17 protein-coding genes are annotated in these 17669 nt (G+C 70.7%); 10 read left to right on the forward strand and 7 right to left on the reverse strand.

Features of this window, described 5'->3' with window-relative positions:
- Positions 1 to 166 precede the first annotated feature (166 nt).
- Positions 167 to 829: an EI24 domain-containing protein gene (locus ACLF3G_RS06980; protein WP_430668623.1), complete on the reverse strand. Its 663-nt coding sequence runs from the start codon at positions 827 to 829 to the stop codon at positions 167 to 169.
- A gap of 123 nt (positions 830 to 952) precedes the next feature.
- Here ACLF3G_RS06980 and ACLF3G_RS06985 point away from each other — a divergent pair, with 123 nt between their 5' ends.
- The 8 genes from ACLF3G_RS06985 to ACLF3G_RS07020 all read left to right on the forward strand — a co-directional run bounded on the left by ACLF3G_RS06985 (position 953) and on the right by ACLF3G_RS07020 (position 8403).
- Positions 953 to 1957: an adenosine kinase gene (locus ACLF3G_RS06985; protein WP_430668624.1), complete on the forward strand. Its 1005-nt coding sequence runs from the start codon at positions 953 to 955 to the stop codon at positions 1955 to 1957.
- A 64-nt stretch (positions 1958 to 2021) separates the two neighbouring features.
- Positions 2022 to 2552, forward strand: a complete 531-nt coding sequence (locus ACLF3G_RS06990; RefSeq protein ID WP_430668625.1) for a hypothetical protein — start codon at positions 2022 to 2024, stop codon at positions 2550 to 2552.
- Between the two features lie 240 nt (positions 2553 to 2792).
- Positions 2793 to 4622, forward strand: a complete 1830-nt coding sequence (gene typA, locus ACLF3G_RS06995) for a translational GTPase TypA (protein WP_430668626.1) — start codon at positions 2793 to 2795, stop codon at positions 4620 to 4622.
- Positions 4623 to 4805: 183 nt separating this feature from the next.
- On the forward strand, positions 4806 to 5444 hold the full coding sequence (locus tag ACLF3G_RS07000) for a calcium-binding protein (protein WP_430668627.1): 639 nt from the start codon (positions 4806 to 4808) through the stop codon (positions 5442 to 5444).
- A gap of 157 nt (positions 5445 to 5601) precedes the next feature.
- Positions 5602 to 6021 (forward strand): hypothetical protein, encoded by a 420-nt coding sequence (locus ACLF3G_RS07005; protein ID WP_430668628.1) that lies wholly within the window; start codon positions 5602 to 5604, stop codon positions 6019 to 6021.
- A gap of 269 nt (positions 6022 to 6290) precedes the next feature.
- A complete protein-coding gene (locus ACLF3G_RS07010; RefSeq protein ID WP_430668629.1) occupies positions 6291 to 6620 on the forward strand; it encodes an AbrB/MazE/SpoVT family DNA-binding domain-containing protein in 330 nt (109 codons plus the stop codon).
- A gap of 84 nt (positions 6621 to 6704) precedes the next feature.
- Positions 6705 to 7976 carry an AmpG family muropeptide MFS transporter gene (locus tag ACLF3G_RS07015; RefSeq protein WP_430668630.1) on the forward strand — a complete coding sequence of 424 codons (1272 nt, stop codon included), beginning with the start codon at positions 6705 to 6707 and terminating at the stop codon, positions 7974 to 7976.
- Between the two features lie 82 nt (positions 7977 to 8058).
- A complete protein-coding gene (locus ACLF3G_RS07020) occupies positions 8059 to 8403 on the forward strand; it encodes a DMT family protein (RefSeq protein ID WP_430668631.1) in 345 nt (114 codons plus the stop codon).
- On the opposite strand, the gene ACLF3G_RS07025 is transcribed toward ACLF3G_RS07020, so the two are convergent.
- Complete coding sequence (locus ACLF3G_RS07025; RefSeq protein WP_430668632.1) at positions 8400 to 9026, reverse strand: Maf family protein; 627 nt, start codon at positions 9024 to 9026, stop codon at positions 8400 to 8402. The two genes, ACLF3G_RS07020 and ACLF3G_RS07025, sit on opposite strands and share 4 nt — an antisense overlap.
- Entirely contained in the window at positions 9026 to 9931 is a 906-nt protein-coding gene (locus tag ACLF3G_RS07030) for a pyruvate, water dikinase regulatory protein (protein ID WP_430668633.1), read from the reverse strand. The genes ACLF3G_RS07025 and ACLF3G_RS07030 overlap by 1 nt, the downstream gene beginning before the upstream one ends.
- A 460-nt stretch (positions 9932 to 10391) precedes the next feature.
- Here ACLF3G_RS07030 and hemE point away from each other — a divergent pair, with 460 nt between their 5' ends.
- Positions 10392 to 11444 carry a uroporphyrinogen decarboxylase gene (gene hemE, locus ACLF3G_RS07035; RefSeq protein ID WP_430668634.1) on the forward strand — a complete coding sequence of 351 codons (1053 nt, stop codon included), beginning with the start codon at positions 10392 to 10394 and terminating at the stop codon, positions 11442 to 11444.
- Positions 11445 to 11453: 9 nt separating this feature from the next.
- Here hemE and mltA read toward each other — a convergent pair whose 3' ends face one another.
- Positions 11454 to 12485, reverse strand: coding sequence for a murein transglycosylase A (mltA, locus tag ACLF3G_RS07040; RefSeq protein WP_430668635.1), 1032 nt, complete (start codon positions 12483 to 12485; stop codon positions 11454 to 11456).
- Between the two features lie 95 nt (positions 12486 to 12580).
- Positions 12581 to 13267 (reverse strand): Tim44/TimA family putative adaptor protein, encoded by a 687-nt coding sequence (locus tag ACLF3G_RS07045; RefSeq protein ID WP_430668636.1) that lies wholly within the window; start codon positions 13265 to 13267, stop codon positions 12581 to 12583.
- A 168-nt stretch (positions 13268 to 13435) separates the two neighbouring features.
- Between ACLF3G_RS07045 and ACLF3G_RS07050 the strand changes: the two genes are divergently transcribed.
- Positions 13436 to 13993 (forward strand): histidine phosphatase family protein, encoded by a 558-nt coding sequence (locus ACLF3G_RS07050; RefSeq protein WP_430668637.1) that lies wholly within the window; start codon positions 13436 to 13438, stop codon positions 13991 to 13993.
- 19 nt (positions 13994 to 14012) lie between these two features.
- Here ACLF3G_RS07050 and ACLF3G_RS07055 read toward each other — a convergent pair whose 3' ends face one another.
- Together ACLF3G_RS07055 and ACLF3G_RS07060 are read right to left on the reverse strand one after the other, a co-directional pair.
- Positions 14013 to 14789, reverse strand: coding sequence for a DUF4410 domain-containing protein (locus ACLF3G_RS07055; protein WP_430668638.1), 777 nt, complete (start codon positions 14787 to 14789; stop codon positions 14013 to 14015).
- 89 nt (positions 14790 to 14878) lie between these two features.
- Positions 14879 to 17665: a [protein-PII] uridylyltransferase gene (locus tag ACLF3G_RS07060; protein ID WP_430668639.1), complete on the reverse strand. Its 2787-nt coding sequence runs from the start codon at positions 17663 to 17665 to the stop codon at positions 14879 to 14881.
- Positions 17666 to 17669: the final 4 nt, after the last annotated feature.

Genomic DNA, 17669 nt, shown 5'->3' on the forward strand with positions numbered 1-17669 from the left:
GGTCCATGCGCCCCTGCAACGCATGGCGGGCGGCGTGGCGCCCCGTCCGGCTGCATCGGCTAACACATGCGTGGGCGAGGGGACAACGGCGCACGGGATGCGTTTCGCTGAATCGGGCTTTCCCAAAGGTCAGGAAATGCAGGGCGGAAGGTTCCGGGACCGGTGTTCAACCGGCCCTTCTGGGGCGATTCAGCAGGTGCGTCATCGCCGCCGTGCCAAGCACCGGCACCAGCAGGTTCAGCACCGGCACCGCCGCCAGCAGCGCAAGCGCGCCGCCCAGAGTCCAGATCTCGCCACGGCGGCGCTGGCGCAGCGCTTCCGCCGCGTCGCGGCCCATGCGGCGCAGGGCGACACCTTCGAACAGCCCCTCGCCCAGCCCGATCGCCGCCACGGCCCAAAGCCCGAGCACGCCGATGATCGGCAGCAATAGCGACAGCGGCAGCAGGATCAGCGTCAGCCCGACCATCTTCGCCGCCAGGATCGCGGCACTCCAGGCCTGGGTCACGGTGCTGGCGCCGCTGGGAGGTGGCAGGGTCGGGTAGTGGCGCCGCTCCACCGCTTCCGCCACGCCGTCCAGGAAGATGCCGGACACCGCCAGCAGCAGCGGGATGAACAGCCAGTAGGCGGCCACCACGACCAGCACGGCGCCGGCCGCCGCGGCGGCGGTGGCGAACCACCCCTCGCCGCCGGCCACGGCGCCGAGCGCCCAGCCGGACAGCAGCGCCAGCCCGACCAGCCCCAGCAGCGCCCCGAGCGCACCGAGCAGCAGGGGCCGGCGGAAGGCCGGGTCGGGGATCTGGCGCAGGGCCAGCAGCAGGGCATTCAGCATGTGCCGGCAGATGGGCCGGCCAAGGGTGCCGGCCAAGCAGGCTCGCCCAACCGTCAGATGGGGTAGCGGTGCTGACGTCCTTCCGGCACTTTCCGCGCCGAAACGCAGCAAGGCCCGCATCGCATGACTTCCTCCCCATCTGGCTCCCCATCTGGCTCCAGCCTCGATCTCCTCGGCATCGGCAATGCCATCGTGGACGTGCTGGCCCGCGCCGAGGACGGCTTCCTGGCCGCGCAGGGCATGGCCAAGGGCGGCATGGCGCTGATCGACACGGCGTCGGCGGAACGCATCTACGCCGCCATGGGCCCGGGCATCGAGGGCAGCGGCGGATCGGGCGCCAATACCTGCGCGGTGGCGGCAGCCCTCGGCGCCCGTGTCGGCTTCCTCGGCAAGGTCGCGGCGGATGAGCTGGGCCGGGTCTTCGCGCACGACATCCGCGCCGCCGGCGTGCGCTTCCCGACCGCACCGCTGGAAGGCGGCGCCCCCACGGCGCGCTGCCTGATCCTGGTGACGCCGGACGGCCAGCGCACCATGAACACCTTCCTTGGCGCCTGCGTCACCTTCGGGCCGGACGACGTGGACGAGGCGGAGGTTGCCAGCGCAGCCGTCACCTACCTGGAGGGCTACCTGTTCGACCCGCCCGCTGCCCAGGCCGCGTTCTACAAGGCGGCGAAGGCGGCCCACGCTGCCGGGCGCAAGGTGGCGCTGACGCTGTCCGACCCGTTTTGCGTCGGCCGCCACCGCGCCGCCTTTCGCGCCTTCGTCCAGGGCGAGGCCGACATCCTGTTCGCCAACGAGGCCGAGCTGCTGTCGCTGTACGAGACCGAGGATTTCGACGCGGCCGTGGCGCAGGTCCGGACCGAGGTCGCGCTGTCCGCCATCACGCGGTCCGAAAAGGGCAGCCTGGTGGTGGCCGGCGGCGAATCCTGGCCCGTGGCCGCGGTGCCGACGCAGGTGGTGGACACCACCGGCGCCGGCGACGCCTATGCCGCGGGCTTCCTGGCAGCCCTGGCGCAGGGCAAGCCGATGGCGGAATGCGGCCGCTGGGGCTCCGTCGCCGCGGCGGAGGCGATCAGCCATTTCGGCGCCCGCCCCCAGGCCGACCTGAAGGCGCTGGTCGCCGCCTGACGCCACGTTCCTGAAACCATGGCGGGTGCAGGGCGTTGAGGGGGCTTGAACCGGAGGACCCGCCATGCGCCTACGCCACGCCCTGTTGCTGGCCGCCGCCCTGCCGGTGCTGGCCAGCCCCGCCCTGCTGCCACGGGAGGCCCAGGCGCAGCCGGCCTACAGCGCCGACCGCGACGGAGCCGAATCGCTCCTGCGCCTGGCACGGGAAGCCGTGGCGGCCAGCAATGCCGGCCGGGCGCGGGAATACCTGGAGCAGGCCGAAACCCGCGTCCTGACCCGCTCCGTCATCGCCACCCGTGCCGGCGAGCCTGCACAGGGTGGCGCAGTCGGGGAGATCTCGGCGGCACGCCAGGCGGTGGACCGGCGTGATCGCGCCGCAGCGTATCGCCACATCGATCAGGCGATGGACCGGCTGCGGCAGCCGGCGCCGATGGCGTCCGACATGCCGCGCTCCAAGACGGACGACATGGGCGCTGGCGGCACGGCACCGGTGGATCCCGGCGAAACCATGGGCGGCGGCGCGCCGCGCGTGATCGGGCCGGCGCCGGCGCCGATGTTCACGCCAGGGCCGATGCCCGCGCCCAGCCTGCGCTGAGCTCCCTCGGACGGAGCCCTGCCGTGCCGGCAGGGCTGCCTCCTGCCGCATGACGGGGCCGGTCATGCGGTTCTTGCTCGCTTTTTGGCGTCCGCACCCTTATGTGTGCGCCGCATCAATGCCAATGGCCCAGCGAAGTGCCTGGATGACCTCACGGTCATTCCCGGGGCGGCGGGGGTCGGCGCGAAGGTCTCTGTTGGGATCCTTCGCTAAACTCTTTGCCCGGATCCGGATTACCCCATGGAACTTCGCAACGTCGCGATCATCGCCCACGTCGACCACGGCAAGACCACGCTTGTCGACAACCTCCTGAAGCAGGCCGGCGCCTTTCGCGCCAACCAGCAGGTCGCCGAGCGGGCGATGGACCGCAACGACCTGGAGCGTGAACGCGGCATCACCATCCTCGCCAAGTCCACCGCGGTAGAATGGAAGGGCGTGAAGATCAACATCGTCGATACCCCCGGCCACGCCGATTTCGGCGGCGAGGTCGAGCGCATCCTCTCCATGGTCGATGGCGCCGTGGTGCTGGTGGACGCCGCCGAGGGCGTGCTGCCGCAGACCAAGTTCGTGCTGACCAAGGCGCTCGCCCGCGGCATCCGCCCGATGGTCGTCGTCAACAAGGTGGACCGCCAGGACGCGCGCCCGGACGAAGTCCACAACGAGATGTTCGACCTGTTCGCGGCGCTGGGCGCGGATGACAACCAGCTCGACTTCCCGATGCTGTTCGCCTCCGGCCGCCAGGGCTGGGCCGACGAGACGATGGACGGCCCGAAGAAGGACCTGTCCGCGCTGTTCGACCTGATCCTGAAGCATGTGCCGGCGCCCGGCCTCGACCCCAGCCTGCCCTTCGCGATGAACGCGGCGATCCTGGAGGCCGACAACTTCCTCGGCCGCATCCTGACCGGCCGCATCGAGCAGGGCACCGCCCGGCTCAACATGCCGGTGAAGGTGCTGCGCCGCGACGGCTCCGTGGTGGAGACCGGCCGCCTGACCAAGCTGATGACCTTCAGCGGCCTGGACCGCGTGGTGGTCGACACCGCCTATGCCGGCGACATCATCGCGATCGCGGGCCTGGGCAACGGCACGATCCCGGACACCATCTGCGACCCGTCGGTCGCCGAGCCGCTGCCGGCCATTCCGGTCGATCCGCCGACGCTCGCCATGACCTTCCGCATCAATGACGGCCCGCTCGGCGGCCGCGAGGGCAAGAAGGTCACATCGCGCCAGATCCGCGACCGCCTGATGAAGGAGGCCGAGGGCAACGTCGCCATCACCGTGAAGGTGTCCGAGGAAGTCGACGCCTTCGAGGTCGCCGGCCGCGGCGAATTGCAGCTCGGCGTGCTGATCGAGCAGATGCGCCGCGAGGGCTTCGAGCTGACCATCGGCCGCCCGCGCGTGCTGACGCGGGAAAATCCGGAGACCGGCGAGAAGGAAGAGCCGTTCGAGGAATGCCTGGTCGACGTGGACGAGGAATACTCAGGCGTCGTCGTGCAGAAGCTGTCCCTGCGGAAGGGCCAGATGCAGGACATGCGGCCGTCGGGCGGCGGCAAGCAGCGCCTGACCTTCCACATCCCGTCGCGCGGCCTGATCGGCTACCACGGCGAATTCCTGACCGACACGCGCGGCACCGGCATCATGAACCGCATCTTTGCGGGTTATGAGCCGTGGGCCGGGCCGATCGAGGGGCGCCGCAACGGCTCCCTGATCTCGAACTCCGATGGCGAGGCGATCCAGTATTCGCTGTTCTCGCTGCAGGAGCGTGGCACGCTGTTCGTCGATCCGGGCGTGAAGGTCTATGTCGGCCTGATCCTCGGCGAGCATTCGCGGGACAACGACCTCGACGTGAACCCGATCAAGGAAAAGAAGCTCACCAACATCCGCGCCGCCGGCAAGGACGAGGCGCTGCTGCTGGTGCCGCCGCGCCGGATGAGCCTGGAGCAGGCGATCGCCTACATCGAGGATGACGAGCTGGTGGAAGTCACCCCCGCCGCCATCCGCCTGCGCAAGCGCTACCTGGACCCGCACGAGCGCAAGAAGCATGCGCGCCGGTCGGAGAGCGAGGCGGCGTAAGCCGTCCGCTTCTCAGGAGCCCATCGACCATGAACCAGCGGCGCCATCCCAGCGCCGCTGTTTTCATGTCCGAGCCATGACAACGGCATCGCCTATCAGCTCGAAAGGCACGCCAAACGTTTCGCCTTCGGTCATTGTCGCGTAGCCTTCGGTCATCGGGACACGCAACAGAAGGAGGCTTCGATGAGCAGCACACCCAGGGCGATCGACGGCGAAGACCTGGCGAAGGTGGTGGGCGGCAACTACACCGAACGCCGGGGCACGGAGGGCGCCGACACCATCACCGGCGGTGACGGCATGGACAAGGTCTTCGCCGGTGGCGGCAACGACCTCATCTCGACCGGCAGGGGCGATGACGAGATCCATGCCGGCTCGGGCAACGACTTCGTCAATGCCGGGGCAGGCAACGACAAGGTATTCGGCGGTGATGGCAACGACACCATCCAGGGCCGCGGGGGCTCGGACGAGCTGCATGGCGAGGCCGGCGACGACGCGATGGATGGCGGCTACCGCGACGGTGCGGCCGACAAGGCCTTTGGCGGCGAGGGCAACGACAGCTTCATCTGGTCGCCCGGCGACGGCAACGACGAGTTCCACGGCGGCAACGGCCAGGACACGCTGTTCCTGCATGGCGTGAACCTGGAGACCTTCCAGAACGCCGTGCAGCTCTACAACCCGAACCTGCAGATGCTGCTGGCCTCCGACGGGACGATGAGCTTCACCGACCAGTCGGGCGCGCAGGTGCCCTTCAGCGGGGAGATCACCATCGGCGGCGAGACGATGAAGTTCTTCGACGTGGAGCGCATCAAGATCAACTTCTGATCTGTCGCGCCACGGAAGACAGGGGCGGTGCCGGCAGCGGCGCCGCCCCTTCTCGCATGGGCTGGCCAAGGGCGGACCTATGACTTCCATCGGCACGGCCCGCCTGCCGAGCCTACAGCCCGCAACCTATCCTGTTGCATCGGCACAGGAGGTTGCGATGGCCCGGCACAGCGGCAAACCCTTTTCACGAAGCCGGCTGGTGTCCGGCCGGGCTTGGCCGGACCTGTCCTCCGCCTGGGGCCGGCCCGCGCCGGTCCTGATCCGGCCGTTGGGCACGCTGGCAGCCGCCGCCGCGCTGGACCGCATCAGGGCGCCGGCCTGCTGGTCTCCCGCCGATGGCGACGTGATCCTGGCCGGGCGTCCGGGCCGGGACCGGCTGGTCCTGCCGGGGATCGGTCTGGTACGCCTGCTCGCTGCACTGGACCTGGACGATCCCCGCCTGTCCCTGCACCTGGATGCGGAAGGTGCTGTCCGCTTCCTGGGGCCGGAGGGCGAGTCCGTTCACTTCGGCGGCGCCCTGATGCTCGATGGCGCCACGCTGCGCTTCACCGGCATGGCCTGCCTGCTGCTGGGCTGAAGTGGGACCTGCGGCGCGCCGCCGGAGGAGGTCCGGAAGGCGGTGCGCGGCGCGCCGCAGGGGAGCGACCTCGGGCGGGGGGACGCCTCAGGGCCTCGTAGGCGAGGCTACACCCGGCCCGTGCCGCCTCCAAAAGGGTTTCGGGCGCGCGGGCATGTGATCTTCACGCGCCACCCATGCCTGCCACGCGGCTCCTTTTGCATTGAGCGTGGTTGCGCCCCACACTCCGAATTCGCAACGTTCGGATGCTGTGCATGCGCGCCCACAGATTGCTGCTCGATTCCCGCGGCCGGGTGCTGCTGACGCCCGCGCTGCGGGCCGCCACGGGCCTTGTTCCGGCCATGCCGCTGTCGGTTTCGGTGGAGGATGGCGAGGTCTGCGTCCAGCCTGCCGCCGCGGTGGCAGCCCGCAGCCCAACCCTGGATTGGAAGGGGCGCCTGACCCTGCCCGGTCCGTTGCGCCGCACACTCGGCCTGGTCCCGGGCACGACGCTGCTGCTGCGGGTGGCAGCCCCGGGGCTGCGGCTGGTGACGCCGGCCCGGCTGCTCGGCCGGCAGCGGGCGGCGAGGCTGGCCCTCACCGAGGCGCTCGGTGAATGATGGCTGCCGGTGGGATGATATCAGGCGGCTTCCGTTGCCGGGGGCGCGCGGGTAAGCACGGGTGGAGCAACTAAGGACACCCGCTTGGCAGCGCTGTTCCGGGACCGGCGATTCGTGGTGCTGCTGGCGCTGGGCTTTTCCGCCGGCGTGCCGCTGCCGCTGACGGCCTTCACGCTGCGCCAGTGGTTTTCCGAATCCGGCGTTTCCCTGACGGCCATCGGGCTGACGGCGCTGATCGGGCTGGCCTACGCCTTCAAGTTCCTCTGGGCGCCGGTGCTGGACCAGGCGGCGCCGCCGCTGTTCCGCTGGCTCGGCCGGCGCCGGGGCTGGCTCGCCACCATCCAGCCCGTGCTGGCGGCCGCCATCCTGGCGCTCGGCTTCACGGATCCGGCGACGGCGGCGGAGGTCACGGTGATGGTCGCCGTGCTGGTCGCCTTCCTGTCGGCCAGCCAGGACGTGGTGGTGGATGCCTACCGGATCGAGGTGCTGGAGGAATCCAACCAGGGCTATGGACTGGCCTGCTACATCTGGGGCTACCGGGCGGCGCTGCTGGCGGCCAATGCCGGGGCGCTGGCGATCGCGGAATTCGCCGGCTGGACCGCCGCCTTCGCCTATTGCGCGGCCCTGGTCGGCATCGGCTTCACCGCCGTGCTGCTAGGGCCGGAGCCGGAGGCACCGCCGGTGGTGGTGCTGCCCTGGGGCGCGCGCCTGAAGCTGGCGGTGGTGGACCCCTTCGTCGATTTCACGCGGCGCCGGTACTGGGTCGCGATCCTCGCCTTCGTCGCGCTGTTCAAGCTGGGGGAGGCGCTGGCCGGGATCATGACGGCGCCGTTCTACCGGGAACTCGGCTTCTCCCGGCTCGAGGTCGCGGCGGTCGGCAGCGTGTTCGGGCTGTTCATGACGCTCGCCGGCGCGTTGGCTGGCGGCTGGGTGGTGGCGAAACTCGGCACCGCGCGGGCGTTGGTGGTGACCGGCGTGCTGCAGATGCTGTCCAACCTGATGTACGTGGCGCTGGCCCATGCCGGCTATTCGCCGCCGATGCTGTGGCTGCAGGTGGGGGTTGAGAACTTCACCGATGGCCTGGCCGATGCCGCCTTCGTCACCTACCTGTCGGCGCTGACCAGCCGGACCTTCACCGCCACGCAATACGCGCTGCTGTCATCGCTGGCCGCCGTGCCGTTGCGCACGCTCGGCGCAGGATCGGGCTGGCTGGCGGAGGGGCTGGGCTGGTCGTGGTTCTTCGGGCTGACCACGCTGGCCGCACTGCCCGCCATGGCGATCATGCTGTTCCTGCTGAAGCGCCTGCCGCCGCCGCCAGACCCTGCCGCGCCCACTGCGAAGGAACTGCCAGCGTGATGTCCGGTTCATCAGGCTCCGACCTGCGGCCCGAGGGGCCGAGCGCCCGAACGGCCGCCGCGGCTCATACCGCGAACGTCCCATGACTCCCTATTTCCTGACGCCACTGCTGCTGGTGTTCTCGAACGTGCTGATGACCTTCGCCTGGTACGGGCACCTGAAGCAGCCCTCCTGGCCGCTGTGGCTCGCCATCCTGCTGAGCTGGGGCATCGCCTTCTTCGAATACTGCTTCGCCGTGCCAGCCAACCGCATCGGCTACGGCACCTTCACCGGCCAGCAGTTGAAGGTGATGCAGGAGGTGATCACGCTGGCGGTCTTCGCCGTGTTCAGCGTGATGTTCCTGGGCGAGCAACTGCGCTGGACCTACTTCGCCGCCATGGGCTGCCTGGTGGCGGCGGTGGTCTTCATCTTCCTGCCGGTGGATTAACTCTCCAGCACCCCGTGCTGGCGCAGGAAACGCAGCAGCGGCAGCAGCGGCAGGCCGAGGATGGCGCTGTGCTCGCCCTCGATCTTCGCCATCAGCTGCACGCCGGGGCCTTCCAGCCGATAGGCGCCGACCGACGCCAGCAGCGCCTCGCCCTCCGCCGCCAGATAGGCATCCAGGAACGCGTCGGAAAAGTCGCGCATCGTCAGGCGCGGGGTGGTCACGTCCTGCCAGATACGCTCGCCGCCGCGCCAGGCGACCGTCGCCGTCACCAGCTCATGCCGCCGGCCGCGCAGCGCCAGAAGCTGGGCGCGGGCGGCGGCCAGGTCCGGCGGCTTGTCGAACCAGCGCGGCGCGCCCTGATCGTCCGGGGCCACCAGAAGCTGGTCGCAGCCGATCACCAGGGCCCCCGGCGCGCCACGGGCGATGCGCATGGCCTTGGCCTCGGCCAGCATCAGCGCGGCCTCGGCGGGCGGAATGCCCTCCGCCTGGGCGCCTTCCTTGATCGCCGCCTCGTCCACCGCCGCGGCCCGCGCCTCGAAGCGCAGCCCGGCTGCCTCCAGAACCGCGCGCCGGGCCGGGGAGGCGGAGGCGAGGATCAGCGCCGGGACCGGCGATTGCCGCATCAGGCAGGCCCGGCCCCGCCGGCCAGCACGGCGGAGGCGGGGTCCTGCACCGCCGGAGGCTCCGCCGCGCGCGCGCCGCGCCGGGCGTGCCAGGCTTCCATCAGTTGCAGCACGGTAGCCGCCGTTTCCTCGATGGACCGCCGCGTCACGTCGATCACCGGCCAGCCATAGCGGGTGCACAGCCGCCGCGCCGCCTGGATCTCCGCCTTCACCGCCTCATGGTCCACGTAGTCGGTGACGTCGCTATGGACGCCATGCGCGCCGATCAGCTTCAGCCGGTGCCGGCGGATCTCGATCAGTGCGGACACCTCGATATGCAGGCCGATCACCGGGCAGGGCGCGGCCTCCAGCTCCATCGGCAGCGCCGCCCCCGGCACCAGCGGCACGTTGGCAGCCTTGATGCCGCGATTGGCCAAATAGAAGCAGGTCGGCGTCTTCGAGGAGCGGGAGACGCCGACGATGCAGACATCGGCCTCCGCGATGCCGGCCGTGCCCTGGCCGTCATCATGCGCCAGCACATAGTGCATGGCGTCGATCCGGCGGAAGTAATCCGCATCCATCACGTGCTGCGCGCCGCGCTTTTCCCGCGCCTGGGCACCGATCGCCTGCTGCAGCATCTCCATCACCGGCTCGAGCGGCGACATGTGCTCGATGTTCAGCCTCGCGCAATGCTCCTCCAGCGCCAGCCGCAGGCTGCGGTCGACCAGGGTGAACAGCACCGGGCCGGGCTCGTGCTCGATCCCCTCCAGCACCCGGTCGAGCTGAAGGCGGGAGCGGATCAGCGACCAGCGGTGGTGGATGACATGCGGGTCCTCGAAGCGGGACAGCGTGGCGCGCGCGATGGAATTCAGCGTCTCACCTGTGCTGTCGGACACCAGGTGCAGGTTGATGGTGCGGTTCGGCATGTCGGTGCGCCTGCCTCCGGGGGTCCCGCTTCCTGCGGGTGGGCCCAGGCTTACCGCAAGGAAGGGCGCGCCGACAGGGTTCCAGAATCAGGGGAGTCCTGGGGATGGAATCACCCCGCCGGACGGCGCGGCGCCGACAGCGGGGACAACCCCCGGCCGCGCGGCACACGGGGTGGAATCCAGGGGCTCCCGCCGCGCCGTGGGGATAATCCGGATTCGCGTTTCGCATCAGCGGTCTGAAGCGCGAGTCCGGCCGGGACAGGTCTGTGGATGGAATCCGCGCCGGCTTGATCCACAGTGCCCACAGGGCCCTACAACCTCCTCCTCCATTCAGATTCTTTCTCTATTATGGGTGATTGGCGTTTCGACGGTGGTGCCGTAGGCAAGGGCGCCAGGGGCGAAGCCCTGGATGGGATCGGGGGAGGCGGGTTTGACGGCAGAGCCAGCAGGCGCGGCAACCTTGACGGCCAAGAGTGAACAAAAACCCCTGCTCCGGGCCCTGGGCGGTGAGGCGGTGTGGCCGCCGCCGATGTGGCTGATGCGCCAGGCCGGCCGCTACCTGCCGGAATACCGCGAGATCCGCGCCACCGCCGGCGGCTTCATCAAGCTGTGCACCACGCCGGAACTGGCGGCGGAGGTGACGCTGCAGCCGATCCGCCGCTACGGCATGGATGGTGCCATCCTGTTCTCCGACATCTTGATGGTGCCCTGGGCGCTCGGCCAGCCGCTGCGCTTCGCCGAAGGCGAGGGCCCGATGCTGGAGCCCCTGCGCGACGCAGCGGCGGTGAATGCCCTGGAACTGGGCGCGGTGCGGGCGCGTGTGGCCCCGATCCTGGAGACGGTGCGGCTGGTGCGCGCCGCGGTGGATGCGCAGCACCCGAAGACCGCGCTGATCGGCTTCGCCGGCAGCCCCTTCACCGTCGCCTGCTACATGGTGGAAGGCCATGGCAGCCGGGATTTCGCGACCACGCGCAGCATGGCGTTCGGCGACCCGGCCCTGTTCGGCAAGCTGATCCGCACGCTGGTGGAGGCCACGACCGAATACCTTCTGGCGCAGGCGGAGGCCGGGGCCGAGGCGCTGATGCTGTTCGACAGCTGGGCCGGCCTGCTGCCGCCGAGCCAGTTCCGCCGCTGGGTGATCGAGCCGACCACGATCATCGTGCGCAGCCTGAAGCGGCAATACCCGCACATCCCCGTCATCGGCTTCCCGCGCCTGGCCGGGCCGCTGATCGGCGAATACACCCAGCGCACAGGCGTCGACACCGTGGCGATGGACACGTCGATGGACCCGAAATTCGCCGCCGGCGTAGTTCCGCCGAATGTCGGGCTGCAAGGCAATCTGGACCCGCTGGTGCTGATCGCCGGCGGCGCGGCGCTGGAGCTGGAGGCGCGGCAGATCCTGGCGGCGATGCGCGGCCGGCCCTTCGTGTTCAACCTGGGCCATGGGATCGAGAAGGTGACACCGCCGGACCACGTGGCGCAGCTGGTGCGGATCGTCCGTTCGGGCGGCTGATCCGGGTGGTTAGTTGGGCACCAGCACGAACAACGCCGCGCGGTCCCGCATCCGCCCGGCCTGTTCTGCGGCGGTGTCGCCCCAGCCGGTGAACAAATCGGCTCGTGCGGCGCCGCGGATGGCGCCGCCGGTATCCTGCGCCACGGCCAGGCGCGGCATGGCGCCCGCGACCCACACAGGGGCGCCCAGCGGCGTCTGCGTGCGGTCCACCGCGACGGAGCGCTGCGGCGTCAGGGGCGCGCCCAGGGCGCCAAGCGGCCCTGCATCCGGCGGGAGGTCCAACAGGGGCCGGAAGAAGACGTAGCTCGGGTTGCGGTTCATCAGCGCCGCGGCCTCGGACGGCGCGGCGTCAGCGAGCCAGGCACGGATGGACTGCATGGAAACCGTCTCCCGCGTCAGCGCGCCACTCTCCACCAGGGCGCGACCCACAGCGAAATAGGGGTGGCCGTTCTGCGCGGCATAGCCGAGGCGCAGCACGCTGCCATCCGCCATGCGAACCCGGCCGGAGCCCTGGATCTGCAGGAAAAAGGCGTCCGCCGGGTCATCCACCCAGGCCAACTCCAGGCCCCGCCCGTCCAACGCTCCGCGGACGATGGCGGCGCGGTCGGCAAAGGGATGCAGACGGCCTTCCCGCACCACGCCGGAGGTCCGGCGGCCACGCAGATCAGCGGCGAACTGGCCAAGATCGACCTCCACCAGGTCCGGCGGCCGGGCGTGCAGGGGGGTGGCGAAGGTGTCGGTGCGGGTCGGGCTGCCGCGCAGTTCCGGCTCGTAGTAGCCGGTCAGCACATCTTTGCCGACCTGCCAGGCGGTGAAGCGGCGTTCCAGGAAGGTACGGGCGGCGGCCTCATCGCCCGCTGGTAGCGCCGCGGCCTCGGCGCAGCGGCCGGCAAAGTCACCCGCGCTGCGGGCGAGCGGCCCGGCGCCGCCGAGGCTGCGGTCAGGGGGCAGGCGGGCCAGCACCGCGCAACTGCTCAGGAAGGCCGGAATGGCCTCCGCCACGCGGTCGGACCGCCAGCCAGGCACTTCGGCGAAGGGCACCGGGCGCGGCAGCGCCGCCTGCTCCGCGCAACCCGCCAGTGCTAGGGCGCCGGCGAGAAGCAGCGCCCGGATCGGGCGCCCGGTAAGGTGCCCGGTCAGGCGCTGCGGGTCGCGACCAGGCGCCAGGTCGGGTCGCCGCTGCGCAGGTCGCGCTGGAAGGTCCAGATGTCCGTCAGTTCGGTCACCGCCTCGGCCCCGGCCGAGACGCTGCCGTCGGCGGCAGTGGTCAGGTTGATCTGGTCGCTGACGAAGCGGACGGTGATGTCGGCCACGGTGCCACGCAAGTCGGCGGCCTCGATCCCGGCCTCCTGCATGGCGCGCACTTCGCTGCGCTGCGTCTCGCCGGCCTGCTCGCGAGCGGTGATGGCGCCCTCGAAGCCGCCATAGGTCTCGTCGGCCAGCAGCGCGCGCAGCGTCTCACGGTCGCCGCGGGCGAAGGCGTCCACCACCATGCGGAAGGCGCCCTCGGCGCCATCCAGAAACCCATGCGGCTCGAAGCTCGGGTCGACGCCCTTGATGCGGACCAGGGCCTGGCCGACCGGCGTGCGTGGGTCCGGCACCACGTGGCGGGTGGTGCTGGCGGAGGCCACGGCCGGCGGCAGTTCCGGGATGTCGCCTTCCGCGGCCGGGCGCCGGGCGCGCGGGTCGAGCGGCGGCGCCGCGGCGTCCCGTGGCGGACGTTCGAAGCCGGTGCGGCGGCCGAGCACGCTCCGCAGGCGCAGCACCAGGAAGGCCGCCACCATCGCGAACAGGATCAGATCGACAGGAAAGCCGCCCGACATTGCCAACTCCTCATCAGTCACTCACTTAAGGCGGCGCCCGTCCCCCCGCAACGCCTGCATCCCGCTGCACTGCCGATTGCAGCCCGAAGCTGCGCATCCAGATGCAACGCTGCGACGTGGCGGAAGATTGCCGTCCTGCTCGCAAATCCTCCAGGAGTTCGCCCGACCATGATCCTGCTGCGCCACGGCCAGAGCGAGTTCAACCTGCATTTCAGCGCGACGCGACGCGACCCCGGCATCGCCGACCCGCGCCTGACCCCGCTGGGCCACCAGCAGGCGGAGGAAGCGGCGGCGGCGCTGGCGGCGGCGGGCATCACGCGGATCATCGCCTCCCCCTACACCCGCGCCTTGCAGACCGCGGCTCCGGTGGCGCAGCGGCTGGGGGTGCCGGTGCTGGTGAACCCCCTGGTGCGGGAACGCTACGCCTTCAGCTGCGACATAGGCAGCCCTTGCACGGCCCTCGGCGCCGAATGGCCGCACCTGGATTTCCAGCACATGGAGGAGGTGTGGTGGCCGGCGGTGGAGGAACCTGCCGACCAGGTGATGGCCCGCGCCGCGCTGTTCCGTGGCGAGATGGCGGCGCTGGAGGATTGGTCCACCACGCTGGTGGTGGCGCATTGGGGCTTCATCCTGGCGATGACCGGCCAGAGCATGCCGAACGGCAGCTGGCTGCGCTGCGACCCGACGGAGCCCGCGCTGACGGAGGTCAGCTGGAAACATCACTGACGGAGGTCAGCTGGAAACATCACTGACGGAGGTCAGCTGGCAACATCACTGACCGAGGCCGGTCCGGAGCACGCCGTCCGCGGGGTGCAAGGCTGACGGTGGTCCAGCCCTGGGCCTCGGCAAAGGCGGTGATGCGCGCCGCCGCGCCCTCGGCCAGCGTGCCAATTTCCTGCGGGCCACGCGTCTCGCTGAGCGCCCCGCGCAGCGCCACGCCGACGGCGACGGCGCGCGCCCCGCCGCCGACGCCGATGAGCCCGCCGGGCAGGCGGCCACTATCCGCATCCAGGGCGAAGCCATCCACGCTCTGCGAGTCCACCCCATCCTGCCAATCCAGCCGCGCCCGGCCGGCGACGCGACTGGCACCGAGGCCGAAGCCGACGACGGCGCGGCGGGCGCGGTTGCCTTCCTCGAGCGCCGAGAAATCGCCACGCACGACCAGGCGGGGCATGGCCGGGCTTTCATGTCCGGACGGAACCGCCGCGAAACCACGCTCGCGCAGGGCCGCAACCAGCGCCGTCTGGAAGCCCGCCACCGCTTCCGCCGCCGAGGCCTGGCGTGCGGCGGCGTCGTTGCCATCGACCATCCGGCGGACCCGTAGCAGCGGTGCCGCATCCAGCGTGACCATGGCGGGATCAAGCCGGAATGGCTCCACCACCACCTGCACGGGACGCGGCAGGGGCAGCGCCGGGGCGGCGGTAGTGGAGGCCGCCGGCAAGGCACCGACCCTGGCCTGGGCGCAGGCGCCGAGCAGCAGCAGGACGGACAGCGGAAGGAAAAGGGCGGCGGAGCGGGTCATCGGATGCGGTTCCTGGCGGCTGTGTCCGCCATCCTCGCCCCGAACCGATGCATGAATCGTTCAGGCCCGCCGCTTCAGGCAGCCCGTCCTCACACCGCGCGGATGGCGCCGTCCGGCGGGATCTCCGGCGCGCCGAGCGCCACCAGCAGCGCGCTGCGCAGGGCGGAGAGCTTGCGCTCGTTCTCCACCTTCAGGCCGAACACGTCCTTCACGTAGAAGACGTCCACCGCCCGCACGCCATAGGTGGTGATGTGCGCGCTGGCGATCTGCAGCCCCTGGCCGCTGATCGCGGTCGTCACGTCGTGCAGCAGGCCGGGCCGGTCACGGCCGTTCACCTCGATCACGGTGTGGGTGTTGGAGGCGTGGTTGTCCAGCACGACGCGCGGCGGGATGGTGACGGCGCGCAGCCGCGCCGGCTCGCGCCGCACCTTGGCGATCTCGGCCTCCAGCCGCAGTCGGCCAGACAGCGATTGTTCCACCAGCACGGCCAGGCGCGCCAGGCGGTGCGGCGCATCGAAGGCGCCGCCGGCGGCGTCCTGCACCCAGAAGGTGTCCAGCGCCATGCCGTTGGTCATGGTGTGGATGCGGGCATCGACGATGGAGGCGCCGGCCACCGCCAGTGCGCCGGCGATGCGGCTGAACAGGCCGGGATGGTCGGAACAGTAGACCGTCACCTCGGTGACGGAGCGCGCCTCGATGACGCGGCTTCGGACGGTCAGCGGTGCGTCGTTGGCCTCGGCCTCGCGGATCATCTCGGCGTGGCGGGCGTGTGTTTCCGGGTCGAAGGACAGCCAGTAGCCGGGATAGCCCAGGCCGAGGAACAGGTCGGTCTCGGCCTTGGTCTGGTGCGTCAGCAGCGCCGCGGCGGCGGCCCGCGCGCGGGCCACGCGGGTGTCGCGTTCCGGCACCGAGAGCCCGCCGGCCAGCACTTCCGCGACGCGCCAGTACAATTCGCGCAGCAGCGTCGCCTTCCAGCCGTTCCACACTTTCGGGCCGACCGCCCGCATGTCGGACACCGTCAGGACCAGCAGCAACTTCAGGCGTTCAGGTGACTGAACCGTCTCGGCAATGTCCAGGATGGTCTTCGGGTCGTCGATGTCGCGCTTGAAGGCGGTCTGGCTGATCAGCAGGTGGTTCAGCACCAGCCAGGAGACGGTTTCCGTCTCCTCCGGCGACAGGCCGAGGCGCGGGCAGATTTCCTGCGCCACCTGGGCGCCGAGTTCCGAATGGTCGCCGCCGCGGCCCTTGGCGATGTCATGCAGCAGCACGGCCACATACAGGGCGCGGCGCGATTGGATCTGGCCGATCAGCTCCGAGGCGACCGGCGCGATCTCGCCCAGTTCGCCGCGTTCCAACGCGGCGAGCACGCCGACCGCCTCGATCGTATGCTCCTCGACGGTGAAGACATGGTAGGTGTCGAACTGCATCAGGCCGACGATGCGGGCCCAGTCCGGCATGAAGCGGGACAGGAAGCCCACCTCGTTCAGCACGCGCATCTGGCGCGCCGGGTCGCGGCCGGTCAGCAGGTCCAGGAACAGTGCATTGGCCGCCGCGTCGTCGCGCAGCTGCACGGCGTAGCGGGCGTTGCGGATCAGCGCGCGATGCGCCAGCGGATGGATTTCAAGGTTGCGGTCGCGCGCGGCGCGCACCAGGCGCAGCATGATGGCGGGCTCGGCGGCGACGTTGCGGTCGGGTGCGAACAGCACCTTGCCATCGGCCAGCGCCATGCCGGCCTGCGACAGCGCGGCATCGCCCGCCGGCACCACGGCGGGCGGGCCGAGTGCTGCGCGTTCCAGCGCCGGCTCCAGCAGCCGCGTCAGCCGGACCACGTCCCGCGCCGTCAGGAACAGGTGCTTCATGAAGCGCTCGACGCCGTCCTGCACGCCGTGCCGGGTGTAGCCCATGCGGGCGCCGACGACGGGTTGCAGGTCGAAGGTCAGGCGTTCCTCGGCGCGGCCGGTCACGTAGTGCAGGTGGAAGCGCACGGTCCACAGGAAGTTCCAGGCGCGGCGGATGGCCCGCGCTTCCTGCGGCGTCAGCAGCCCGCCGCCGGGCGTGTCCGGCCCAACCAGTTCTGGCATGCGCTGCACGCCGAAGGCATGGCGCGCCAGCCAGTACAGCGTCTGCAGGTCACGAAGCCCGCCGCGGCCTTCCTTGACGTGGGGCTCCACCAGGAACGGGCTTTCCCCGTAGCGGGCGTGGCGCGTGCTGCGCTCGGCGCGCTTGGCGGCGAGGAAGGAGGCCAACCCGCTGGCCTTGCGGGCGGCAAGGAAGGCCTGCTCGAAGCGCTCGTACACTGTGCGTTCGCCGGCCAGGAAGCGGGCGTCGATCAGCGCGGTCTGGATGGTGACGTCGGCGCGCGAATCCTCGATGCATTCGGACAGCGTGCGGGTCGCATGGCCCACCTTCAAGCCGAGGTCCCACAACAGATACAGCAGGAATTCCACCGAACGCCGCCCTTGCGGGCCGAGCGGCTGGTCCGACAGGAACAGCAGGTCGATATCCGAATAGGGCGCCAGCACGCCGCGGCCGTAGCCGCCGGTCGCGATCAGCGCGAAGGGCGCCTCCGGCGCGGCGCCGGGTTCGGAAGTGGCGGCCAGGGTGTAGGTGTGGATGGCGGCGACGATGCCGTCCGTCAGGGCAGCCAGCCAACGCGCGGCGCCGAGGCCCGAAAGGTCATGCGCCTCGAAGGCCCGCTGCACCCGGCCCTGCACGCGGCCCAGTTGGCGGCGCAGCAGGCCAAGGGCCACGTCGCGGGGCACCGGGCGACCGGCTTCGACCAATCCCGCGATCAGGTCCGGCAGGACCTCGGGCGGTTCGGTGGGAAGGGCGAGAGCGGCCGCCGGGGTTGGCGGTTGGCCGAGGCTGGCGGTCATTGTC

The sequence above is a fragment of the Falsiroseomonas sp. HC035 genome, from assembly GCF_050563525.1.
GTDB lineage: Bacteria > Pseudomonadota > Alphaproteobacteria > Acetobacterales > Acetobacteraceae > Falsiroseomonas.

Bases quoted from the DNA above. Each gene is read 5' to 3' on its own strand.
- ACLF3G_RS06980 (WP_430668623.1), bottom strand. From the start codon at position 829: ATGCTGAATGCCCTGCTGCTGGCCCTGCGCCAGATCCCCGACCCGGCC.
- ACLF3G_RS06985 (WP_430668624.1), top strand. From the start codon at position 953: ATGACTTCCTCCCCATCTGGCTCCCCATCTGGCTCCAGCCTCGATCTC.
- ACLF3G_RS07020 (WP_430668631.1), top strand. From the start codon at position 8,059: ATGACTCCCTATTTCCTGACGCCACTGCTGCTGGTGTTCTCGAACGTG.
- ACLF3G_RS06990 (WP_430668625.1), top strand. From the start codon at position 2,022: ATGCGCCTACGCCACGCCCTGTTGCTGGCCGCCGCCCTGCCGGTGCTG.
- ACLF3G_RS07000 (WP_430668627.1), top strand. From the start codon at position 4,806: ATGAGCAGCACACCCAGGGCGATCGACGGCGAAGACCTGGCGAAGGTG.
- ACLF3G_RS07030 (WP_430668633.1), bottom strand. From the start codon at position 9,931: ATGCCGAACCGCACCATCAACCTGCACCTGGTGTCCGACAGCACAGGT.
- ACLF3G_RS07055 (WP_430668638.1), bottom strand. From the start codon at position 14,789: ATGACCCGCTCCGCCGCCCTTTTCCTTCCGCTGTCCGTCCTGCTGCTG.
- ACLF3G_RS07060 (WP_430668639.1), bottom strand. From the start codon at position 17,665: ATGACCGCCAGCCTCGGCCAACCGCCAACCCCGGCGGCCGCTCTCGCC.
- ACLF3G_RS07050 (WP_430668637.1), top strand. From the start codon at position 13,436: ATGATCCTGCTGCGCCACGGCCAGAGCGAGTTCAACCTGCATTTCAGC.
- typA (WP_430668626.1), top strand. From the start codon at position 2,793: ATGGAACTTCGCAACGTCGCGATCATCGCCCACGTCGACCACGGCAAG.
- ACLF3G_RS07045 (WP_430668636.1), bottom strand. From the start codon at position 13,267: ATGTCGGGCGGCTTTCCTGTCGATCTGATCCTGTTCGCGATGGTGGCG.
- ACLF3G_RS07005 (WP_430668628.1), top strand. From the start codon at position 5,602: ATGGCCCGGCACAGCGGCAAACCCTTTTCACGAAGCCGGCTGGTGTCC.
- ACLF3G_RS07025 (WP_430668632.1), bottom strand. From the start codon at position 9,026: ATGCGGCAATCGCCGGTCCCGGCGCTGATCCTCGCCTCCGCCTCCCCG.